This is a genomic window from Actinoplanes siamensis, assembly GCF_016862395.1.
GTDB lineage: Bacteria > Actinomycetota > Actinomycetes > Mycobacteriales > Micromonosporaceae > Actinoplanes > Actinoplanes siamensis.
Genome location: NZ_BOMW01000043.1, coordinates 72,790 through 94,401 on the forward strand (window position 1 = coordinate 72,790; position 21,612 = coordinate 94,401).

18 protein-coding genes are annotated in these 21,612 nt (G+C 69.0%); 7 read left to right on the forward strand and 11 right to left on the reverse strand.

What is annotated here, in order from left to right:
• Positions 1–589 precede the first annotated feature (589 nt).
• Positions 590–5,272 (forward strand): RHS repeat domain-containing protein, encoded by a 4,683-nt coding sequence (locus Asi03nite_RS22350; protein ID WP_203682380.1) that lies wholly within the window; start codon positions 590–592, stop codon positions 5,270–5,272.
• A 74-nt stretch (positions 5,273–5,346) separates the two neighbouring features.
• The gene (locus Asi03nite_RS22355; RefSeq protein ID WP_203682381.1) at positions 5,347–5,637 is read left to right on the forward strand and encodes a hypothetical protein; all 291 of its coding nucleotides are present in this window, start codon (positions 5,347–5,349) and stop codon (positions 5,635–5,637) included.
• A gap of 298 nt (positions 5,638–5,935) precedes the next feature.
• On the opposite strand, the gene Asi03nite_RS22360 is transcribed toward Asi03nite_RS22355, so the two are convergent.
• Positions 5,936–7,438: a GGDEF domain-containing protein gene (locus tag Asi03nite_RS22360; protein ID WP_203682382.1), complete on the reverse strand. Its 1,503-nt coding sequence runs from the start codon at positions 7,436–7,438 to the stop codon at positions 5,936–5,938.
• 367 nt (positions 7,439–7,805) lie between these two features.
• Between Asi03nite_RS22360 and Asi03nite_RS22365 the strand changes: the two genes are divergently transcribed.
• A complete protein-coding gene (locus Asi03nite_RS22365; RefSeq protein WP_203682383.1) occupies positions 7,806–8,378 on the forward strand; it encodes a DinB family protein in 573 nt (190 codons plus the stop codon).
• Positions 8,379–8,447: 69 nt separating this feature from the next.
• Here the strand turns inward: Asi03nite_RS22365 and Asi03nite_RS22370 are convergent, their stop codons facing one another.
• On the reverse strand, positions 8,448–8,894 hold the full coding sequence (locus Asi03nite_RS22370; protein WP_239102852.1) for a DNA cytosine methyltransferase: 447 nt from the start codon (positions 8,892–8,894) through the stop codon (positions 8,448–8,450).
• Positions 8,819–9,346, reverse strand: a complete 528-nt coding sequence (locus tag Asi03nite_RS22375; protein ID WP_203682384.1) for a GNAT family N-acetyltransferase — start codon at positions 9,344–9,346, stop codon at positions 8,819–8,821. The genes Asi03nite_RS22370 and Asi03nite_RS22375 overlap by 76 nt, the downstream gene beginning before the upstream one ends.
• A gap of 248 nt (positions 9,347–9,594) precedes the next feature.
• Between Asi03nite_RS22375 and Asi03nite_RS22380 the strand changes: the two genes are divergently transcribed.
• Together Asi03nite_RS22380 and Asi03nite_RS22385 are read left to right on the forward strand one after the other, a co-directional pair.
• Complete coding sequence (locus Asi03nite_RS22380) at positions 9,595–10,038, forward strand: hypothetical protein (RefSeq protein ID WP_203682385.1); 444 nt, start codon at positions 9,595–9,597, stop codon at positions 10,036–10,038.
• A gap of 184 nt (positions 10,039–10,222) precedes the next feature.
• Positions 10,223–10,534 carry a hypothetical protein gene (locus Asi03nite_RS22385; RefSeq protein ID WP_203682386.1) on the forward strand — a complete coding sequence of 104 codons (312 nt, stop codon included), beginning with the start codon at positions 10,223–10,225 and terminating at the stop codon, positions 10,532–10,534.
• 86 nt (positions 10,535–10,620) lie between these two features.
• Here Asi03nite_RS22385 and Asi03nite_RS22390 read toward each other — a convergent pair whose 3' ends face one another.
• Complete coding sequence (locus Asi03nite_RS22390; protein ID WP_203682387.1) at positions 10,621–11,034, reverse strand: hypothetical protein; 414 nt, start codon at positions 11,032–11,034, stop codon at positions 10,621–10,623.
• 30 nt (positions 11,035–11,064) lie between these two features.
• Between Asi03nite_RS22390 and Asi03nite_RS22395 the strand changes: the two genes are divergently transcribed.
• Both Asi03nite_RS22395 and Asi03nite_RS22400 read left to right on the forward strand, forming a co-directional pair.
• Positions 11,065–11,442, forward strand: coding sequence for a transposase (locus Asi03nite_RS22395; RefSeq protein WP_203682388.1), 378 nt, complete (start codon positions 11,065–11,067; stop codon positions 11,440–11,442).
• Positions 11,443–11,454: 12 nt separating this feature from the next.
• Complete coding sequence (locus tag Asi03nite_RS22400) at positions 11,455–12,003, forward strand: SMI1/KNR4 family protein (protein ID WP_203682389.1); 549 nt, start codon at positions 11,455–11,457, stop codon at positions 12,001–12,003.
• A gap of 36 nt (positions 12,004–12,039) precedes the next feature.
• Here the strand turns inward: Asi03nite_RS22400 and Asi03nite_RS22405 are convergent, their stop codons facing one another.
• From Asi03nite_RS22405 to Asi03nite_RS22435, 7 genes are all read right to left on the reverse strand, one after another.
• Positions 12,040–14,025 carry an ABC transporter ATP-binding protein gene (locus tag Asi03nite_RS22405; RefSeq protein WP_203682390.1) on the reverse strand — a complete coding sequence of 662 codons (1,986 nt, stop codon included), beginning with the start codon at positions 14,023–14,025 and terminating at the stop codon, positions 12,040–12,042.
• A gap of 279 nt (positions 14,026–14,304) precedes the next feature.
• A complete protein-coding gene (locus Asi03nite_RS22410) occupies positions 14,305–14,943 on the reverse strand; it encodes a LysE family translocator (RefSeq protein ID WP_203682391.1) in 639 nt (212 codons plus the stop codon).
• A 240-nt stretch (positions 14,944–15,183) separates the two neighbouring features.
• Positions 15,184–16,839, reverse strand: coding sequence for an ATP-binding protein (locus Asi03nite_RS22415; RefSeq protein ID WP_239102853.1), 1,656 nt, complete (start codon positions 16,837–16,839; stop codon positions 15,184–15,186).
• A 437-nt stretch (positions 16,840–17,276) separates the two neighbouring features.
• Positions 17,277–18,248, reverse strand: a complete 972-nt coding sequence (locus Asi03nite_RS22420; RefSeq protein ID WP_203682392.1) for a zinc-dependent alcohol dehydrogenase family protein — start codon at positions 18,246–18,248, stop codon at positions 17,277–17,279.
• 60 nt (positions 18,249–18,308) lie between these two features.
• On the reverse strand, positions 18,309–19,496 hold the full coding sequence (locus tag Asi03nite_RS22425; protein ID WP_203682393.1) for a thiolase family protein: 1,188 nt from the start codon (positions 19,494–19,496) through the stop codon (positions 18,309–18,311).
• Positions 19,487–21,013 carry a class I adenylate-forming enzyme family protein gene (locus Asi03nite_RS22430; protein ID WP_203682394.1) on the reverse strand — a complete coding sequence of 509 codons (1,527 nt, stop codon included), beginning with the start codon at positions 21,011–21,013 and terminating at the stop codon, positions 19,487–19,489. Before Asi03nite_RS22430 ends, Asi03nite_RS22425 begins: the two co-directional genes overlap by 10 nt.
• Positions 21,014–21,021: 8 nt before the next feature.
• On the reverse strand, positions 21,022–21,600 hold the full coding sequence (locus Asi03nite_RS22435) for a biotin transporter BioY (RefSeq protein WP_203682395.1): 579 nt from the start codon (positions 21,598–21,600) through the stop codon (positions 21,022–21,024).
• Positions 21,601–21,612 lie beyond the last annotated feature (12 nt).

The window sequence follows — 21,612 nt, forward strand, 5'->3', positions numbered from 1 at the left end:
GGCTCGGGGAGGGCGAGGTGAGCATCGGGAGAAACTTTGGATTTGAAAAGTCCGCCGATCCGAGCGCGGCCGGAACGCGGCCAACGGCGAACATACTGAAAACGAAGAAGCCGTACGATATCAATCTTCGGAGTCCGCCGCGACCCCGTACAACGCTCGTGCGAATTTATTGGTCAAGCTCGCTTCCTGGTGACAGCGGCCACTGAAGGACGCCATCGAGGAGCCCGGCACGCGCCCGCAAAATAGTGCAGTCATTTTTAGGTGATGTGGATCACTTTTATTTGCAGCGCAATGGGGTTTGGTTCACCGCGGTACGTGCGACCTGGTGATCGACAAAGTCGAATGCGCCGACTGTCTCACTCTCAGTCACCGGAAAGGCATTCTCCTGCATTTTGTCCGTATTGAGGTAGCGCTCCGTGAATTGTTGACCATTCACTGATGCTCGCCTTACGGTCCAGACATCAATTCCCGTAATTCTGGACTGGGAGGTCCGTAGATGAGTCGTGCCCTTTTTAGAGCCGGCCAACCGCCGATAAGGCGGGTGGCCGTCGTCGCGGCGGCCGCATTGGTGGCCGGCACGTTGTCCGCGGTGACTGTCTCGTCGCCCGCGGTCGCTGCACCGCCGGCGGCACCGGCGGCGCCCGTCGCGCCGACGAACTGCGCCGAGCAGCCGACCGAGGCCAGCGCCGTGGCCGCCGCCCGGGCCTGCGGCAAGGCGGTGGAGAACGCCGGCGCCCGCACGGAGACTCAAGACGTCTTCGCCAATCCCGACGGCTCCTGGGTGGCGAAGGTGTACACAAGCCCGGTGCGGATGCGCGACGCCGCCGGAGCGTGGACCCCGATCGACCTGACCATGCGAGCGGGGGCGGATGGTCAGGTCGCGCCGGTAGCGCACCCGGGCAACCTGCGTCTGTCCGGAGCCGCCGGTAAGGGCGAGCACGAACTGCTCAGCGTCGACGCCGGCTCGGGCCGTATCTCCATGGGATGGAACGGCGTCCTGCCCGCTCCGGTTCTGTCCGGCAACAAGGCCACCTACCCGGAGGTCCGTCCCGGCGTGGACCTGGTGGTCACCGCGACCCGCCGGGGCGCGGAGCAGTTCCTGCTGGTGAAGGACCGTGCGGCGGCGGCTCGGGTGAGCACCGTCGACCTGCCGTTGCGGGCCAAGGGCCTGCAGATGGCCGACGACGGTAGCGGCGGGACGGTCTTCCGCGACGCCAAGAACAAGGTGGTCGCCACCTCGCCGACACCGGAGATGTGGGACTCCAGCGTGCCGCCGGACAGCGGTCAGCCCAGGCGGGCGCACCCGATCCCGGCCAAGCGGCAGAACGGCACCTCGAGCTCGGCGAAGCTGCGGCTGTCGCCCAGCACATCGTTCCTCGACGACCCGGCCACCGTGTACCCGGTGACGATCGACCCGTCGATCAACCCGCTGAATGACTCGTTCGACACGTACGTCAAGCAGAACGACACCGTCGACCGCTCCGACTCGGACACCCTGGCGTTGGGCTGGGACACCGAGTACCAGGGCATCGCCCGGTCGTTCCTGAACTGGAACGTGTCCGCGCTCAAGGGCAAGAAGGTCACCAGCTCCACCGTGTACTTCTACAACTGGTACTCGGCGACCTGCTCGGCCCGCGGCTGGGACCTGTGGTCGACCGGCGCGGCCAGCTCGGCCACGCGGTGGACGAACCAGCCCTCGTGGCTGACCAAGGAGGCCAGCTCGACCCAGACCAAGGGCTTCAGCTCCTCCTGCAACGACGGCTGGGTGACGATCAGCGGCACGAGCTTCTTCGACCGGGCCGCGGCCGCCCAGCAGAGCACGGCATACATGGGTCTGCGGGCGTCGTCCGAGGCGCAGGACGTCACGTACTGGAAGAACTTCCGCTCCGCCCGGACGGACAACGCCGACCACATCCCGTACGCGGTGGTGAACTACAACAGCTACCCGAACGCGCTCGACCCGCTGAAGCTGCAGCCCGGTGATGCGGCCGAGACGGGCACCCGGACGCCGACCATGAAGGGCGTGTTCAGCGACCCGGACGGCGGCACCGGACGGGTCGACTACGAGGTCTACGACCGCACCGGCGCCACGCTGAAGACGTCCGGTTCGGGCGGCACGGTGTCCAACGGCAGCGAGTCGAACTGGGACGTGCCGTCGGGCAAGCTGGATGCGAACACCACGTACAAGTGGCGGGCCCGCGGCTACGACGGCAGCCTCTACGGGCCGTGGTCGCAGTGGCGGTTCATGACCACCTCCGACGGCTCGCCGACCGGTGAGCAGGGCCGGTTCTCGTTCCAGGACCAGGACCTCAGCGACAAGCTGAAGCTGAAGGTCAACGTCGCCAACGGCAACCTGCTGCTGGAAACGACGGACCTGCAGATTCGCGGCACCGGCATCGACCTGGAACTGGGCCGGTACTACAACTCCCGGTCCACCGTGGTGTCGAGCCTGGGCAAGGGCTGGAGCCTGGGTTCGGCCCAGGACGTCAAGCTGTCGTTCTCCAAGAGCGACCACGCCACCGCCGACGTCACCTACTACGCGCCGACCGGCTTCACCGCCAAGTTCGTCAACGACGGCAGCAACTCCTGGCGCACCCCGCCGAGCCTGGACGCGAAACTGACCCGTGACACCGACACCGGTGAGCTGCGGCTCAAGTTCGACAAGAGCGAGGGCAGCTTCTACTTCGCCGACTCGACCGGGCGCCTGCTGCGCAACCAGGACAAGAACAAGAACAAGATCACGTACGCGTACAACAGCGCCGGGCAGGTCAGCAAGATTACTGACACCCAGGCCCGGGAGGTGTCGCTGGCGTACGTCGGCGACCGGCTCGACTCGGTCACCGATTCCACCGGTCGCAGCATCCGCTACACCTACAACGCGGCCAAGGACTTGGAGGCCGTCACCGACCCGGAGAACGGCGTCAGCCGATTCGAGTACACCAACGACCGGCTCAGCCGGATCACCACGCCGGGCGGCCGGGTCACCAATCTCGGCTACGAGCCCGAAACCTCCCGCATGCTCGACTATTTCGAGCAGGTCAACCCGGCCGGTACGCCGGCGCAGGCCAAGTACTCGTTCGACTACTCGGCCGGCCAGACCAAGGTGACCGACCCGAACGGCAACGTCACCGCGGACACGTCCGACGGGATCACCACCCACAAGTACGAGTCCCGGGACAGGGTCAACGAAGTCACCGACGCGCTCGACCACAAGCGTTCGAAGAAGTACAACGCGAACGACAACGTCGAGTCGTCGACCGATGCCCTGACCAACACGACGACGTTCGGCTACGACCCGAACACCAACAACATGACGTCGGCCGGCATCGCCACCGGCGCCAAGTCGAAGCTGGACTACGGCAACTCGTCGCACCCGCACTCGGTCAGCGGCGAGACCGACCCGCAGGGCAACACCCTGAGCTACTCGTACGACTCGGCCGGCAACAAGACCGGCACCGAGAGCTCGCAGTACCCGGGTCAGAAGATCGACGACGCCGACTACAACGACGACGGCACGGTCAACTGGCGCGAGGACGGCAAGGACGTTCGCACCAATTACGAGTACGACAGCAAGGGCAACCTCACCAAGGTCAACAACCCCTCGCCGCTCGGTGACATCACCATCACCCCGGACCCGCTGTCGCGCATGGGTGACCGCACCGACGGCAAGAACCAGAAGACCGTGTACGAGTACGACAAGCTCGACCGGGTCAAGAAGATCACCTACGCCGACTACAAGACGGTGCAGTACACGTACGACCCGGACGGCAACCTCACGCGAATCGTCGACCCGAGCGGCACCACCGTGCTGACCTACGACGGGTTCGGGCGGCCGTCGGGTAAGACCGCGCCGAACACCGCCCCGATCAGCTACGGCTACGACAACAACGGTAACCTGACCGCCTTCACCGACGGCGGCGGCACCGTGACCTACACGTACGACCAGGTGAATCTGCTCAAGACCCTGCAGGAGCCGGGCGCGCCCAAGCCGGTCAGGTTCTCCTACGACGAGAACAACCGGCGGCGGTTCGTGTACCTGCCGACGAACCCGCAGGTCACGGTCGAGATGAAGTATGACAAGTCGGGCCGGCAGACCTCGATCGTCGCCACCAACGACTCGAAGGCGGCGAAGCTGACCTCGTACGTGTACGACTACTCCAAGGACGGCGGAGACACCGCGCTGCGGCAAAGCGTCGCCGACCTGTCCGGCACCACGTCCTACTCGTACGACAAGCTCAACCGCCTCACCAAGGCGTCCGGGCCGGGATCGTTCTCCCGCAGCTACAACTACGACGCCAACTACAACCGCACGTCGAAGACGGAGAACGGCACCGACACCGACTACACCTACGACGACGCACACGAACTGACCAAGGCCGGCTCGACGACCTACTCCTACGACGGCAACGGTAACGCCACCAGTTCGTCGTCCGGTTGGGACTTCGACTACAACACCCTCGACCAGACCACGTCGATCACCAAGCCGGGCGGCACCGCGTTGACCCCGCTCACCTACGGCGGCGCTGACCAGACCGAGCGGCGCTCGGCCGGCACCACCACCTACGGCACCTCGGCGCTCGGGGTCTCGTCCGCCAGCGCGGCTGGCGGGCCGGGTGGCCCGGTCGGCGACAACACCGTCGATCCCGCCCCAGGTACGTCGCAGCAGTACACCCGGGACAACACCGGCGGGCTGATCAGTTTGCGCAGCAACGGCGCGCGGTACTACTACCTCGTGGACGGGCTCGGATCAGTGGTCGGCCTGGTGAACGACAGCGCCACCAAGGTCAACAGCTACAGCTACGACCCGTACGGCGTCCAGTTGTCGGCCGGGCAGCAGATCGCCAACCCGTGGCGCTTCGCCTCGGGCTACTTCGACGGCAGCACCGGGCTCACCAAGTTCGGCGCTCGCTACTACAGCGCCGACCTGGGCCGATTCAACCAGCGCGACCCGAGTGGCAAGGACCTGCCGTACACCTACGCCGGATGCGACCCGGTGAATCACACCGACCCCACCGGTCTGAGCTGGAAGTGCAAGACGGCCGAATACGGCGCTCGGGTCCTGGGTACCGCCATCGGCGGTGCGTTCGGGTTCGGTGTGGGAACTCTGGTCGGCGGCCCCGCCGGCGCGGGCGTGGGCGCAGCTGTGGGCGGTATCGGCCTCGGTGGGCTCGCGGGAGGCTATGTCGACACGGCGTGTTCGGCCCAGGAGGACAACAAGCCGTTCACGTTCGGTGATTTCTCGGCCAACGTCTTCTTCGGATGGATTCCTTAGCCGTACCGCGCGCGTACCGGAGCAACTGAACCGTTTCTGGACACGCTCCGATCCTCAGGAGGTGCATCATCCCGGTGTTGGTGATTCGTCGCGAAGGGTCCGGTGAGGGAGGGCGACTCCGTAAAATCAAGGTCCTCGCCGGTGACCGGGTCATTGCAAAGCTCCGCCCAGGAGCTGTCGCCACCGTCGATCTGCCGTCCGGAAAGTACGACCTGACGGCGAAGATGGACTGGTTCAGGTCTCGGAGACTGACGGTCGATCTGCAGGCAGACTCGAAGGTGTATACGGCGATGCCCTTCGGGCAGGCCCTGGCAGGGTTCGGTAGCCCGGCCACGGCGATCACGTTGAGGCTCGATACCGAGTAGCTGAACCGGCGCCGGCAGACAATCCCGAAAAGGGTCGTCTGCCGGCGCCGCGCCCTATCCATCACGGTGCTGACCGGCGAACGCCTCGCCCCCGGCGTGGTCGCCGGCGGTCAGCTGCTGCGCGGCTCCCGCGGCGGTGCCGGCGAGCTGGTCCGGCTGGACCACTTCGAGGGCGTCGGCTCGGCTGACGGCATCGCGGCGCGTTACGTCACGGCCAGTAAGGGTCAGCCCCATTCGAGGCTGGCCCTGCCTCATTCCGGCGCGCGGCAGCTTGAGAAGCGCAATGGCGGGCGGCGGGTCACCGACGGATCGCCCGGCCGGCGTTCTTCACCGCGTACATCGCCATGTCCGCCTCGTGCAGCAGCGTGCCCGGACCATGCCGGTCGGGCCGGCCGGTGGCCATGCCGACGCTTGCCCGCAGCGGCACTGTCACACCGTCCAGCTCGACCGTGCCGGACAACGCGGCGCGCAGCTCCGCCGCCATCGCCTCCCGGCGCCGCGGATCGAGGCCGTCGACCAACACGGCAAACTCGTCGCCGCCGAGCCGGGCCACCGTGTCACCGGAGCCCACGCAACCGCGCAGCCGCCGACCAACCTCGACCAGCAACCGGTCGCCGGTGGCATGCCCGAAGCGGTCGTTGACCGGCTTGAAGTCGTCGAGGTCGATGAGGAACACGGTCACCGGCGCCCGCGACAGGGAACCGCTGAGGTTGCGCAGGAAGAGCGCACGGTTTGCCAGGCCGGTCAGCGCGTCGTGAAACGCCTGCTCGGTAAGGCGCGCGGCGAGTTCGTCGCGCTCCCGCAGCAGCTCACCGATCCGTCGGAACGCGGCCGCCTGCCGGGCCGCCACGAGTCCGGTGGTGACGATGATGCCGGCGATGACCAGCCAGGAGCGCCAGGTGAGCCCGGACACCGCGAGCACGATCACGCCGGTCGCCCAGCTCACGGCAAGAGACACGTACGGCAGAAAGCTGTACGGCCGCGTCGCCCGCTCGGCCGGCCGGACCGGCCGGCCGCGATCCTGGAGGCGGGTGGCGACCACCATCAGCGCGCTGCTGAGCACGTTGCCGCAGTTCAGCCACGCGCCGAGGCGGGAAGCGCCGTACGATTCCGTCGGCACGGCCTGGAGCGCCGCCTGCAGAATCGCCGCCGCACCGTAGACCCCGGCCGCTCGCGGACGGAACGGCGAGCGCCCGCCGAGGACGAGCTTGGCCACCGCGAAAATGGCGACCAGGAACACCCCCGGCTGGCTCAGCACCGCCACGGCCAGCAGCGCGGCCCACTCCGGACCCGGCCGGCCGGCCGGCGGTTCGATCAGCAACACACCCGCGCTGATCGCGCCGGCCATCACGGTGGCCACATCCATCCGCAGCCCGGCGCGGTTGCCGCTCGGATAGAGCAGCAGCCCGGCGACCACCAGGACCACGCCGGCCAGTGGCGCACACATCGCCAGACCGTCGCGGACGTAGATCGGGTGGGCGGAAGGCCCGGCGAACATCTGAACGATCTGCCACGCATCACCCAGCGCATAGAGCACCCCGGCCGCGGTGACACACCACCAGAGCCGGCGAGCGCCTCGGGCGAACGGATCGTCCCCGGCCGCCCGGCGCGCCAGCCGCCGTGCGAGCACCGCCCAGCCGACGCTGCACCCGGTCAGCACCACCCAGTAAGCCGTCTGCGCCACCAGCGGACCGGCTCCCACCCCGAACAGCCCGAACAACGGCGGCACGAGCACGGCGAAAAGGCTCAGCCCAACGAGCCGCGGATCGGTGCGCGACCCTGCCGCCCGAGGCAACGTCATGCCACTCCCATCCCTCGTCCGCCGGCGTGGTCGGCCGGTGCTCGGCCGAACCCATCGGCGACGACGCCCGCCGCTTGAGCGGTCTTCGATCTCCAGAATCTTCGTCATCGAGCCGGTTCGGGTCACCGGTTTCGGCCAGGCCCGCTGCCGCGCCGACCGCCGAAAGGCCGGGTGACGAGCTCGGCATATCCACCGCAACCTCGCCGACAAGCTGGCCGCGGCACGCGACAACAACCGGCTCGCCGACCGCCGAATCGCAGACCTCGCAGCCCGCATCGCGGATCCACGGTCGTGACAACGCACCCACATCGGTCGCGGTGCAGACAAGGGTTGAGTCAGCCGCCTGCGGCTGGCAGGCTCGTGCCCCGTGATCGATGAATTCGCGAAAGAGTACCTGCACGACGAACTGCAGTCGATACGCGAGGCGCTGGTCTGGAAGCTCGATGGTCTGTCCGAATATGACATCCGCCGCCCGCTAGCCGCGACTGGGACGAACCTCCTCGGCCTCGTCAAGCACATGGCGACTTGGGAGGCCAGGTACTTCGGCGAGATCTTCAACCGCCCATTTCCAGAACCGCTGCCCCGGTGGCAGGACTTTGATGGCAGCGACTCGTGGGTGACAGAGGACGAGACCCGCGGACAGATCATCGGCTTCTACCAGCGCGCTTGGCAGCACGCCGACGCGACGATAAAGGAGCTTCCCATCGACGCCCCCGGCCATGTTCCATGGTGGCCGCGCCCGGACGTGAAGCTGTTCAACATCATGGTGCACGTCCTGAACGACACAACCCGGCACGCCGGGCACGCCGACATCCTGCGTGAAGGGCTCGACGGCCGGACCGGGGTCGCAGCCTGGGCCGAGCAGCAGATCGACACGGCAGCCCGCGAGGCCCACTTCGCGCAGATCGAACAGGCCGCGCGGGGCAGCCGACGCAGCTAGACCCTGAACGTGACGACACGGTCGCGAAGAACGAACCAATGCTGAAGTTAGCTGTCGCGGACCTGTGCGCTATGCAAAATCGCAGGTCAGAGGCGATATGAACACTGAGCCGCCCGGACAACGCGACGAACGTGAGCTTCGGTTGTAGCGCGCGAACGGCGTCGGCGACGGCGCTCCAGAGGCTGGAGTTCTTCCGATCATCCCGGCCCTCTTCCCGGCGTTGGAGATGTCCTGGCAGGGGAAGCCGGCGGTGAGGACGTCGACCGGTGCGACGGTGCTGCAGTCGACGTCCCGGATGTCGCCGAGGTCGACGACCTCCGGCCACCGCTGGGCGAGGACGGCTTGCGCGTGCCGGTCGGTTTCGCAGTGAGCGATCGAGCCTGGGCGCGCCCCGGCGATTTCACGCCGGATTCTCGAAGATCCCCTCGGGGTGATAGCGACTAAGGAATGATCCAGTATCGCCGGGCGGGATGCCCGAACTTGGTGTCTCCGATTCCGTCGAAGACGCCGCCGCATCGTTCGATGGTCTTGATTGAGGCGGTATTGTCGAGCGCGCAGACTGCGAGCACCCGCCGCAGGTCAATCCGCCGTGCCTCGTTGAGCAGCTGGATCATCGCCCAGGTGGCCAGACCGCGTCGACGCGCCGATGGCCGGATGCCGTAGCCGATGTGGCCAGCCCATTGGACGTACTCGTCGTCTTCGCCGTGCCGCAGGGCGGCCCCGCCGACTACGCGCTCGTTCTCGACGATCCAACGGTATGTGCACCGGTGTGTGCCGGCGGGAGGCATCCTCGTGGAGTCCGACTGGTCGCCGAGCCGGGCGATCCATGCCGCGAAGCCGGCCGGGGTGTCCACCTGGTCGGTCGGGAGCAGGCCGAAGCCGTCCTCATGCTGTCCGGGTCCCCACTCTGCGTGAGCATCGAGCCAGGCGGTATGCAGCCGAACGGTCGGAACGATCAACTCGGGCATGGTGATGACCTTATCCGTGGAGCCGCCATATCGGCATCGATGCAACGTTCTCAGTCTCGTCCTGGCGGGCGGCTGCGTCTCGCGGAGGTGGGTGATCCGGATCGACCAGGCCGTGCACAATAGGCCCGTACGGCGGCGTGGTCATCAACAGGGCGACCTGCCCGGTAACGCGACGGTGTCGAAGCCGTACCACTGCCCGAGGAAGCTATGCGGTCGCGGGTGGCAGGAACAGATGAAAGGGAACCCTCGTGCCTCAACTTCTACTGGATGATTATGTTGATGTTGGAGTTGATCATCGGCTGGTTCAGCTGACGGACCAGTTCGCGCAAGAAGCCCTACCCGTTCCCCGCGCCATTGGTCACCCCTGGCTGAGTGTCGGGACGTCGGCGGTCCTTCTGGAATCGGCAGAGGATATATGGCGCGCCCAGTTCAATTTCGAGTTGTGGGATGAGCGGCCTTCGTCGATCGAGCTGGAGTGGCCAGGTAGCGAGATTGTCCGGCTCTACCTGCCGTCTGGCGTCCTTGATGTGGATCAGCTAACGGGAGGAATGTTAATGAACGCGTTCGATCTCGGTGCGGATGGTCACTACCAGGTTCGCATTGCGTGGCGGCCTCTCGACCGCAAGCCTGAAGACGATGTGCTGGAACCCCAGGCATCCGTCCTTTTCCAGTTCTGGCGTGCTGCTCAGTGATTGCAACGGCAAGCGCTCCGAGCGCGCGACTGGAGGTCACGTTCTCGGAGCTCCTGTCATCCGCTTTCAGGCACTGAGATCTATTTCTCCCGGTGTTTCCTGTTGGACCTGAAGGAAAAACCTATCGCCATCAAGGATCCGATCGTTGTTGTACCAATTGAGAAGGCGCCGACCGTCTTCCTGGTTGCTGTCGCTGTCTTTCAATTTGTTCGGCGTCCTCAAGGCCCAGCGCCTGGTCTTCGTCAATCCGCTCACACGGATTCACGTCGGCAGCGCCAACCCAAGCACACCTGCAGCGTTGACCGGCGATGCACTGAACGCCATCGGCAACGCGGTCGAGAACGACCCAGCCCCGCAGACCGTGGCGCTCATCGCCGTCCACGCCTTACGCCTTCATCAGGTCCGCAGCCTTCGCTCGATCAGATCGATCCACCTGACCAGCGCATCGACCTGGGCGCCGCCCCGGTCCGGTCCGCTAAACCCGTCGCGGCAGTGAGCCCCGTTCTGGTGATCTGGCGGAACGGCGGAACGGCGGAACGGCGGTGCGCCGGCGCGGCATCACGGAGCGGGCGGGGCGTTTGGCTAGCGGGCGAAGCCAGCTTCTCGGTCAGCGGCGGTGATCTGGCTGTGAAAACGTTTGTGAACCCAGCAGCGCTCACCGAGGAGGTTCATCTGCCCCCATCGGCCTGACACGGGGCCGAGTTCGGTGTGGCGTGGCAGGGTGCCGATCAGGCGCTGCGGGTTCCGGCCGCCCGAGAGCCTGTGGCTCTCCAAGATGTAGATGGCGTCCTGGGTCACGGCCACACAGCGGTACTTGATCCAGTAAAGGGCTGGGCCGGTCAGGTAATTGACCACGAAGACGGAGAAGTGCGGCGCAGTCTGGTAGATGAATACCTGCCTGATCTCACCACCTGCGGGCAGGAATGGCGCCGAGCGCCGAGCGAGATCAGCCCGCGTCGACGGCGTAGGGGAGGCACAGGGGTTCCGGCCAGTCATCCTCACGTTCTATCACCCCCGTTCAATAGCATGACCCCGTCGGAGCGGGTCAACTCCCGTAACGGCCACCGGCGCCGCGAGCTCGACACCCGCGGCACCATCGACGTGGCCATCCCGAACTGCGGTCCGGCAGCTACTCCTCCGAGTGGCTGCTCAAACGCCGCAAACGAGGCCGCGGCCGCGCTGGTCAGCGTGGTCGCGACCTGCTACCTGCTCGGCATCTCCACCCGGCGGATGGACAAACTCGTGCAATCGTTTGGGATCACCAACCGTTACACCACTTCCAGGGACCTGACCGAACCAGGGGAGCGCAATCGTGGAGGAACGGCACGCAGGGTAGGTCGAGTGCGTATCTTCACTTGCGTAGGTGCCGACCGCGATGATCTGGGCCTTCGCGGACAGGTGTGAGGGAGGTGGGCGGTGTCTGTAGTGGCGGTACTTTCCGAGATCGAGGGTTGGCTTGCGCGCCATGCTCCGAGAACGCACACGATGCTGAATCCGCCGGCGACCCCGGACCAGCTCGGTGCGCTCGAAGCAGCCCTGGGATTTCCGCTGTTGCCCGAGGTCGTCGCCGCGCTGCGTTGGCACAACGGTACGTCGGAAGACTCCGGAGGCTTCGAACTGGTGCCGACCTATTGGATGGTCGGGGCCGAGGACATCGCAAATGATGCTCGCCGCCTCAACTCGAGCGCCGCGGAATACGATCGCGACGACTGGAGCGAGCGGTGGGTTCCCGTCGGAGCCGACCGATGTGGCGCCTACGTGCTGGTCGACCACAACGTCGGTGAGGAACGTGGCAGGGTCTTCACCTGGGATCCGGAGAGCGGCGAGCGAGATTCGTGGTCGAGTCTCGAGGAGTTGTATTCCGACCTGCGTGCGGCGTTGGCGGACCGTACGCCGTTGGCAGGTTGCACCTACGATCTCGTCGATGGTGGTGTGGCGTGGGAAGACGCCGACCTAGAGGCTTAAGGGCACGGGTCCGAATCCCATGGTCGCCGGGTGTGCTCATGAGTCGCCGATTCCCGGCCGCTCGGCCACCGTCGTGACGTCGGTCCTTGTCCGGTATCCGGCTGCCTGCAGGGTGAACAGACTTTCGTAGACGCCTCGGGCGTTCATCAGCTCGTGATGGGTGCCCGCCTCGATCAGCGCTCCACGTTCCAGGACGAGGATCTGGTCGGCGTGGGTGATGTTGGCCAATCGGTGTGTGATGAGGATCGTGGTCCCGACGCCCTGCCGGTCGCGCAGCGCCTGGAACAGGGCGTGTTCCGCGCGGGGGTCGAGCGCTGACGACGGCTCGTCCATGATCAGAACATCGGCGTTCCGCAGGAATGCCCGTGCCGCGGCCACTCGCTGCCACTGTCCTCCGGACAGGTCGGAGCCGTCCTTGAACGTCTTGTCCAGCAGCGTGTCGTAGCCGTTGGGCAGGTCCAGGATCATGTCGTGGGCGGCGGCCTTACGCGCGGCCGCCTCGATTCGCGCCGGATCGGCGTCGGCGTCGACATCGCCCATCGCGATGTTCGTTGTCGCGCTGAACGGCCAGTGGTGATGGTCCTGCATCGCCACGGCGATCCGGTGCCGCAACGTGTCGATGTCGTAGTCGGCGTACGGGCGGCCGTTCCACCTCAGTGTGCCGGCGGTCGGGGTGCGCAGTCCGGCGATCATCGCCGCCAGGGTGGATTTGCCGGACCCGTTCTCGCCGACGAGGGCGATCGTCTGGCCGGGTCGGATGGTCACCGTCACCTGATCGACCGCCGGCCGGTCCCGGTCGGGGTATTGCAGGCTCACCTCCGCGACGGCCAGCTCCGCCAGCGGTGCCGCCACCACCTTGTGTGCGTCGATGGGGCGGTCGGGTAGATGTTTGGCCGCGGTCGCGAGGAATTGCACGTACTCGTTGAAGAACTGGCCGCTGGTGTAGACCCGGTCGACCTGGAAGGTGACCGTGGACAGGGAACTGCGCGCGGCCTGCACCGCGATCACGCAGGTGGTCGCGGCGGCGAGCGGGATCTGGCCGTTGAGCAGCAGCACCCCGAGCAGCAGGTACACGCCGGCCAGGGCGATACCGCCGATGGCTGCTCCGATGCTCGTGGTGGTGGTGACCCGCCGCGCCACCCGCAGCTCCTCGGCGATCTGCGCGCCCATCACTTTCTCGTAGAGGCCGAGCAGGAACGGTCGCAGGCCGTACGAGCGCAGCTCCGCCGCCGAGTCGCGTTCGGCCATCAGCCGCTGCAGTACCCACTGTCGGCGCCGCCGGGTCGAACTGGCCAGATAGCTGGCGAACTTGACGTGCCCGGCACGCAACGCGGCGTACCCGGTCGGCACCGTCGCCACCAGCAACGCCACCAGCAGCAGCGGATGGATCGCCACCACCGCGACGACGACGGCCACCAGACTCACCAGACCCGCGAACAGGTTCATCACGGTCTGCACCAGCTCGATCGCGGCCTCGGTGCCCCGGGTGGCGCGCTCCATGCCCTCGCTGAACTGGTCGTCGTCGAACGCCTTGAGCTCGACCGCGGTGGTGTCGGCGAACAGCTCCCGCTCCACGTCGAGCAACACCCGCGGTGTCAGCCCGTTGAGCGCGTAGCCGACCACCGTGCCCAGAGCGCCGCGGATCGCGGTGACCGTGGCCAGCCACACCAGCGCCGGCAGCGCGGCGCGGACCCGCTCCGGGGTCGGCCCGGCAGCGAACAGCTCGATCAGGATCCGCTGGGTCGCCAGCAGGCCGAAGGCCGACATCGACCCGGCGCCCACCGTCGCGACGGCTACCAGCAGCGTGCGCACCCGGTCAGCGCGCCACGCCACCCGCACCGCCTTGCCGGTCAGGCCCGGCAACTCGGCGAAGACGCCCAAGACCCCGGCATCCGCCCGTGCCCGCAGACCGGTCTCCCACCATGTGCGCCGGAACTCGGGAAGCACGGCCTGCGCGGTGCTTCCGGAACTTTGCGACGGGACGCTCCTCCCGGTGCCGGCCTTGTCCACGATGGCACTCATCTGCTCATCTCCTTCTGCCGGAAGGTCTGCGTTGTCGGAGCCGGTGGGGAGCGGAAAGTTGTGGAGTCACCCCCATATGGGTACTCGCCCTCCCTGCCGGTGGGCTGTCTTGGACACGACGAAGTCCGCCGATCCGGGCAAGACAGTCGTACGAGATGAACGAGTGCTGCGTGTCGGGCTGCCTGATCTCCTCGCAATGGCCTGTCGTCTTGTCCGGGTGAACGACAGCCTCTCCCGGCGCGGTGGTCGCGCGGTGGTGCGCCGGTGTGGTGGCGGCGGTCAGGACACCACGAGGCGTACGGCCAGCCCGACCAGCAGCATTCCGGTCAGCGCGTCGAGGCCGCGACGCACCGCGGGCCGTTGCAGGATCCGGCGCATCGCCGACACGGCGAGCGCCACCAGCACGAACCAGCCGAGCACCACCGCGGTGGTGACCACGCCGACGACGACCCGGTCCAGCACCGCCGGGCTGGCCGGCATGAACTGGGGCATCAGCGCGACGAGGAAGACGATGGCCTTGGGATTGAGGATGTTGGTGATCAGCCCCTGGCGGAAGGCTCGCCATGCCTGCCCGCGCGCGGATCCGGCCGCTTCGGCGTGTTCCCCCGGCCCGCTCGCCCCGGCGCGCCGGCGCAGCGACCACAGCGCCATGACGCCGAGGTACAGCAGGTAGGCGGCGCCGAGGTAGCGGATGGTGTCGTAGAGCCAGGGCGCGGCGGCCACGACGGCGCCGACGCCGAGCAGGGCGGCGAAGGTGTTCACCGCCATGCCGCCGCCGATCCCCACGCCGGCGGCGATCCCGGCCCGGCGGCCGTACAGCGCGGCGAACCGGGTGACCAGCGCGAAGTCCGGGCCGGGCGAGAGAGCGCCGATCAGGACGACGAAGGCGTACGGAAGGATGTGGAGTTCGCTGCTCAAGCACGCTCCTCGGTAGTCCGTCGGGCCGTCCTCGCGAACACTACCGAGCGGGCGGCCGCTGGCCCGGTACGTTCGCGTGGACCGGCCCGGCGGGTCAGGACCAGACCGGCGGCGGTCCGGGAGAAGGGGAGGGAAGTAACAACGTCGGTTCCTCCCACCATCTGGCAGTGCTGGCACGCCCGGCTTGGTCAGGCCCGGTTCCTCCTGCGGTAACGAGGGTTGCGGCCGTTACCGGCCGGGTTAGGTGCCGGCGGGCAGGTCGCGGGGCAGTTCGACATGCATGGTCGTGCCGGGATGCCCGCCCGGAGGGCTGATCGTGATGGTCCCGTGGTGGCGTTCGGCGATCAGTCTGGCGATGGACAGGCCCAGACCGGTGCCGGGGATGGCCAGTTCGGTGGCGATGGCGCCGCGGTAGAAGCGGTCGAATACGTGTGGGCGTTCGTGCTCGGGGATCCCGAGTCCGGTGTCGGTGACCTCGACGACGGCGGTGGTGTCGTTGCCGGAGACGGTCACGGTGACGGCGCCGCCCTGCGGGGTGTAGGCGATCGCGTTGTCCAGCAGCGCGGTCACCATCTGGGCGAGCCGGTGCGAATCGCCCCGCAGACGCATGCGGGCCGGGGTGGTCTGGGTGAGCGCGATGTTCCTGGCCTGCGCCTGTTCCTCGGCGGCACAGGTGGCGCTGGTGACGACGGCGGCCAGGTCGATGTCGGCGATGTCCAGCGGGGCGCGGCCGGCGTCGAGGGCGGACAGCTCCAGCAGCGCTTCGACCAGGTGGTGCAGCCGTTCGCTGCCGCGCCGGGCCGCGTCGATCATGGGGAGCAGGTCGGCGGCCGGGGCGTCCGGTTCGGTGACGCTCATCAGTTCGAGGCAGCCGACGATGACCGTGACCGGGGTACGCAGTTCGTGGCCGACGAGGTTGAGGTATTCGTCCTTGGCCTGGCTGAGCATCTGTTGCAGGTGTTCGGCGTGGCGAGCCTCGGTGATGTCGTGGAACACCGCGACGGCGCCGAGGCGGTTGCCCCGGTGATCGGTGATCGGGTGGGCGTTGACGCGCATCAGGCGGCGGCCGTCGCGGGTGCGCAGCGCGAATTCGGTGCCGCGCACCTCGGTGCCGTGCAGCGCCCGCCGCAGGGGCATGCGTGCCCGGTCGACCGGATCGCCGTCCGGGGTGGTGATCGGCAGCCACGCGGCCCAGGCATCGAGATCGGTGACGTCGGCCGGCATGTCGAGGCGCTCGCGCAGGGAGCGGTTGACCAGGACGAGCCGGCCGTCGGCGGCGCAGGCCACGACGCCGGTGTCCAGGCTGTCCAGCAGGGTGTCCAGATATTGCCGCTGCCGGTGTTCGGCCTCGTGGGCGCGATGTTCGGCCTCGTGGGCGCGTTGTTCGGCGACGAAGGCGGTGCACGCCTGGGCGCCGTTGTCGACGGCGCTCAGTTCGTCGGGCTGCCACTGCCGGGGCCGGTAGTCCATGACGGCGCAGACCCCGACGACGGCGCCCGCCGGATCGCGGACGGGGAATCCGGCGTAGGAGCGGAGGCCCACGGCCCGTACCGGCGCGTCGGCCGGGATCCGGTTGTCGGTCTCCACGTCGTCGACCACCAGGGGGAAGCCGGTTCGCAGGAGCATTCCCGCCAGGGTGGCCGACATCGGCACCCGCTGCATCGGCTCGAAGCCCTGCGGCAGGTCGTACCTACCGATCAGCCGCATGCCGCGGCCATCCGCCAGATGGATCATCGCGGAGGCGGCTCGTGCCCCACCCGCGGTCAACGCGGCCAGCCGGTCCGCGGCGGCCCGCGACATGCCGCCGGGGGCCATCTCCACGACCGGCGCGGTGGTCTCCGCCGGCGGTGGCTTGTCGATCAGGACGCCGCGTTCAGCTGCTGGACGGAAGACCATCCCTTCAGTGTCGGGTCCGGTGGCGCGCTGTGCGGCCGAACGTGCAAATCGAGGGTGATCCGGAATGAGGGTGAGATGTCGAAGCGCCGCCAGGACCCCCAGCCGCCTTCAGCACGCGGCGTGCGAAGCGGCTCGCATCCGCCTACGGGCTGCTGGCCACCCGGGCCACCGCCGACGACGTCGCCGCGCTCGACCTCGCCGCCTGGCGCGTCGCGGGGTGCGGCGCGGAGCCGGTACAGCCCTACACGCTGCGAGCCTTCGCCGAGCGGTTCGCCCCGGCCGGCTTCGCCGAGCACGCGTTCCTGCCCAGTTACGGACTGGTTCCTGCCGGTGCTCAACCGGGTCGGCGGGTCCCGCCGGGAACCCGGCCGGGCCGCCGCCACGGACAGGGCGGCCGACCAGCGCACCGAATCCCTGCCGCGGTAGCCGTCGCCCGGCTACCGACCGATCTGGATCAGGATCTTGCCCGGTTGCGTCTCGGCGCGGCGCAGCGCGCTGCCCAGGTCGTCCAGGGAGTAATCGGCAGCGATCGGCGTGCCGAGCCGGCCGGCCCGCAGGTGGGCGAAGACGCGGTCGAAGGCGTCCTGGATCGCCGAGCGGTCCATCTCGTACACCCGATCGCGCAGTCGGAACAGGTGCACCGATCGCCCGGCGGGCACGTCCGGCCCCGCGGTCGTGAGCGGCACACCCGACAACAGGCCGAAGTGCACCAGTTGCCCGCCGGGGCGCAGCAGCGACAACAGCCGTGGCCCGTCCGCGCCGCCGACGCAGTCGAAGACCACGTCTGCCGGGCCGCCCGCCGCCGCGGTCAGCGCGTCCGGCCAGTCCGGGTCGCGGCGGTCGACGATCGCCGTGAAACGCCCGGCATCGGCGGCCGGCCGGAGCGCCCGTCCGGTGGTCAGGCCGATGGCGGCGACGCCTCGCGCGCGCAGCAGGTCGGCCAGCTGACCGCCGATCGCCGACCCCGCGGCGGTGATCACCGCGGTCCGGGTCCCGGCCGGCACGTGCCCGTCGACCATGAGCAGGGCGGTGACCGGATTGATGTAGGCGAACGTCGCCACCGTGTCCGGGATGTCGGACGGGATCGGGAAGCACCAGGACGCGGGCACCGTCCGGTACTGCTGCCAGTTCCCGGCGCCGCCGATCGGTATCACCCGCTGCCCGACGAGGCCGTTGTCCACTTGCGGCCCGGCGGCCACGATCTCGCCCGCGCCCTCGAACCCGGGAACGAAGGGGAAGGTGGTCCGCGACGCGTACGCTCCCGAGATCGTGATGAGGTCGGACGGGTTGACCGTCGTGGTCAGCATCCGCACCGTCACGTCGCCCGGCGTCACCGGCTCCGGCTGCGCGTCCACGAGCTCGACGACCGCGGAGGCCGGGCCGGGTCTTGTCGCCAGCGCTCTGCGCACGCCTGTCCTCCGGGTATGGCTGCCGGGAGCGGGACGGTCCCACTGCCACGGATTGTCGCATCAGCCGGAGGCGGCCAGCCGGACCGTCCGGTAGAGGGTGGCCGCACCGACCCCGCCCGCGGCGGCCATGAGCGCGAGCCCGGTCCGCCCGGCACGCGGGTTCGCGGTCCGCAGGAGCTGGGAGAAGATGCGCGTGGTCAGGATCGCCCCGCTCGCGCCGTACGGATGACCGAGCGCGATCGCGCCGCCGTCCCGGTTGACCCGCGCGGGGTCGATGCCGAGCTGGTCGAGGCAGGCGAGGGTCTGCGCCGCGAACGCCTCGTTGAACTCGATCACCTCGATGTCCGCGAGGCTCAGCTCAGGGTGGCGCGCCAGCAGGTTGGCGCAGGCCGGGACGGCAGCCAGCCCGAGCTCCACCGGGTCGACGGCGCCGACGCCGCTGTCGGCGAAGGCGAGGGCGTACTCGTGGCCGAGGCCGCGGGCGACCTGCGCCGAGACGACGACGACAGTGCTCGCGCCGTCGTTGAGCGGGCAGCAGTTGCCGGCCGTGACGGTGCCGCCGGGCACGAACGCGGGTTTGAGCCGGGCGAGCCGTTCGACAGTCAGTCCCGGGCGGGGGCATTCGTCGGTGGCGACCTGGGTCTCCGCGCCGGTCAGCGGCACGATCTCCGCGGCGAAGGTGCCGGTCTGCCGGGCCCGGACCGCGCGGCGGTGGCTCTCGGCGGCGAACTCGTCCTGCCGCTCGCGGCTCACCTGGTACCGCTGGGCCAGCGTCTCGGCCGCGACACCCATCTCCGGGTCCGCCATGCCCTCGGGCGTGAACCGGGCCCGGGTGTAGAGACGCGGCGTCTCGAGCCGGTTGCGGGGACGGGTCTGCCGCCAGGGTGCCGTGCTGACGCTCTCCACCCCGCCCGCGACGACGACCCGCGCGGCGCCGGTCTGGACCAGGCGGGCCGCGAAGTTGACGGCCTCCAGCGCGGACGAGCACTGCTGGTCGATGGAGGTCGCCGGAACCGTGACGGGCAGGCCGGCGGCCAGCGCGCCGACCCGGGCGATGTTGCCGCCGGGCCCGGCCGCGTTGCCGATGACGACCTGCTCGACCTGGTGCGGTTCGATCCGCGCGTCGCGCAGGCACGCGCGGATGACAGGGGCGAGCAACCGATCCGCCGAAATGCCGTCGAAGGTCCCGCCGGCCCGCCCGACGGGGGTGCGGCGGGCCGCGATCAGGACGGCTTCGGTCAGTTCCACGGCAGCACCTGGATGTCGGGCCCGGCGGCGAGGTACGCGACCCGCAGCGCCTCCTTGCTCACCTTGCCACTGTTGGTCATCGGCCAGCGCGAGACCGCCGCCAGCGCACGCGGCAGCTTGTACCGCGGGAGCCGGGCGGCGAGGTGTGCGCGCAGCCGCGCGATGTCGAGCCGGTCCGCGTCGGCCGCCGACACGATCGCGACGAGCTTCGCGCCGCGCAGCGGGTCGTCGACCGCGACCACGTACGCGTCCTCGATCGCGCCGAACGACCGCAGCGCCGCCTCGACCTCGGACGGGTAGATGTTGTTGCCGCCGACGATCACCATGTCGCCCTCGCGGCCCAGGATGTGCAGGCGTCCCGCGTCCAGGTGACCGTAGTCGCCGACGGTGCACCATTGCCCGTCGCGCCGGAAACCGGAGCGTTCCTCGGTGAGGTATCCGTCGCTGACCAACGGGCTTCGCACGTACACCAGTCCCGGGCGCCGGTCCGGCAGGACGTCGCCGGACGGGCCGCGCACCTGGATCTCGACGCCGGGGAAGGCGCCGCCGACGTCGGTGACGTCCGCGGCGGGCGCGCCGCCGGCGGTCGCCGCTGTCGCCCTGCCCACCGAGACGAAGCTCAGCTCGGAGGCGCCGTAGTACTCCAGGAAGGTGCTGCCGGGCGCGGCCGCGAACAGGCGGCTCAGGACCGCCGGCGGCATCTTCGAACCGCTGGAGATGAACGTGCTGACGGCCCCCAGCGCGCCCGCCGTCGCGGGCGTTTCCAGCAGTCGCTGGTACATGGTCGGCACGCCGACGAACCGGGTGGCGGCCAGACGTTCGGCGGCCGCCGCCACTTCGGCTTCGCCGAACCGGGGGAGCGAGACGAACGTACCCCCGCTGAAGAGCGATTCGGCGAGCGCATAGAGGCTGAGCCCGTGGGCGAGCGGACCGGGGGCGAGCGTCACCGACCACTCGTGCGCCGCGAACACCGCCTCGCTGTGGCGCAGGCTTTCCAGCCAGGAACGGTGGGTCCGGACGAACGCCTTGGGCCGGCTGGTCGTGCCCGAGGTGAACCCGATGAGGAACCGGCTCGCCGGGTCCGGCGGCGCCCAGTCGGGCGTGGCTGCCCGCGCGGCGCCGCCCGGCACCAGCCAGGCCGTGCGCTCGCTGCCGGCCGGACCGTGCCGGGCGACGTCCGGATCCTCGGTGATCAGCGAGTCGGGGCGCAGCAGACCGATCGCGGCCTGCGTTTGCGCGAGCGGCCATGCCGGATCCAGCACGGCGACGACCGCGCCGGCGATGTCCGCGGCGGCGAACGCGCACGCGAACGACGCCGAGTTGGGCAGGCTGATGGCCACGAGCGGCTCGGGCCACCGCTGCCCGAACCGGACGGCGTCCGTGCGATGCTCCCGGATGCCGCGCGCGAGACCGGTCGCCGCGGACAGCAACTGCCCGTACGTCATCCGGTCGTCGCCCAGGGCGAAGGCGAGATGATCCGGCCGGGTCGCCGCCCACCGCGCGAGGCGGTCGCGCACGGGCATGATCAGGCGTCCAGCAGCCGGCTGTAGCCGCTGTGCACCCGTACGGCGATCAGGGTGGCCACGACCGCTTTGAGAAGGTCTCCCGGCACGAACACCAGCGACCCGGTGAACGACGTGCCGAGCGACAACCCCGTCGAGACGCTGGTCCACGGGATGCCGAAGGCGTAGACGACCCCGATGCCACCGATGATCGCGGCGGCGCCGACGCAGAGGTGGCGCACGACGACGTTGTCCTGCCTGATCGCCCAGCGCTGCACGAGCAGCCCGACCACGAACGCGCCGAAGATCCAGCCGAGGAGGTAGCCGCCGGTGGGGCCGAGGAACACCCCGAATCCGCCCCGGCCACCCGCGAGGATCGGCAGGCCGGCCAGCGCGAGAACCACGACGATCAGCGCGGACAGCATGCCGCGCCACGCGCCGAGCAGGGCGCCGGCCAGCATCACCCCGAGGGTCTGCAGCGTGATCGGCACGGGTGTGACGCCGACCGTGATCGGTGGCACGATGCCGAGCGCCGCGATGACCGCGGCGAAGACGGCGACGAGAACGGTGTTCTGCGTGGTGGCGGACCGGGTCTGGACCATGGGCCTCCTTCG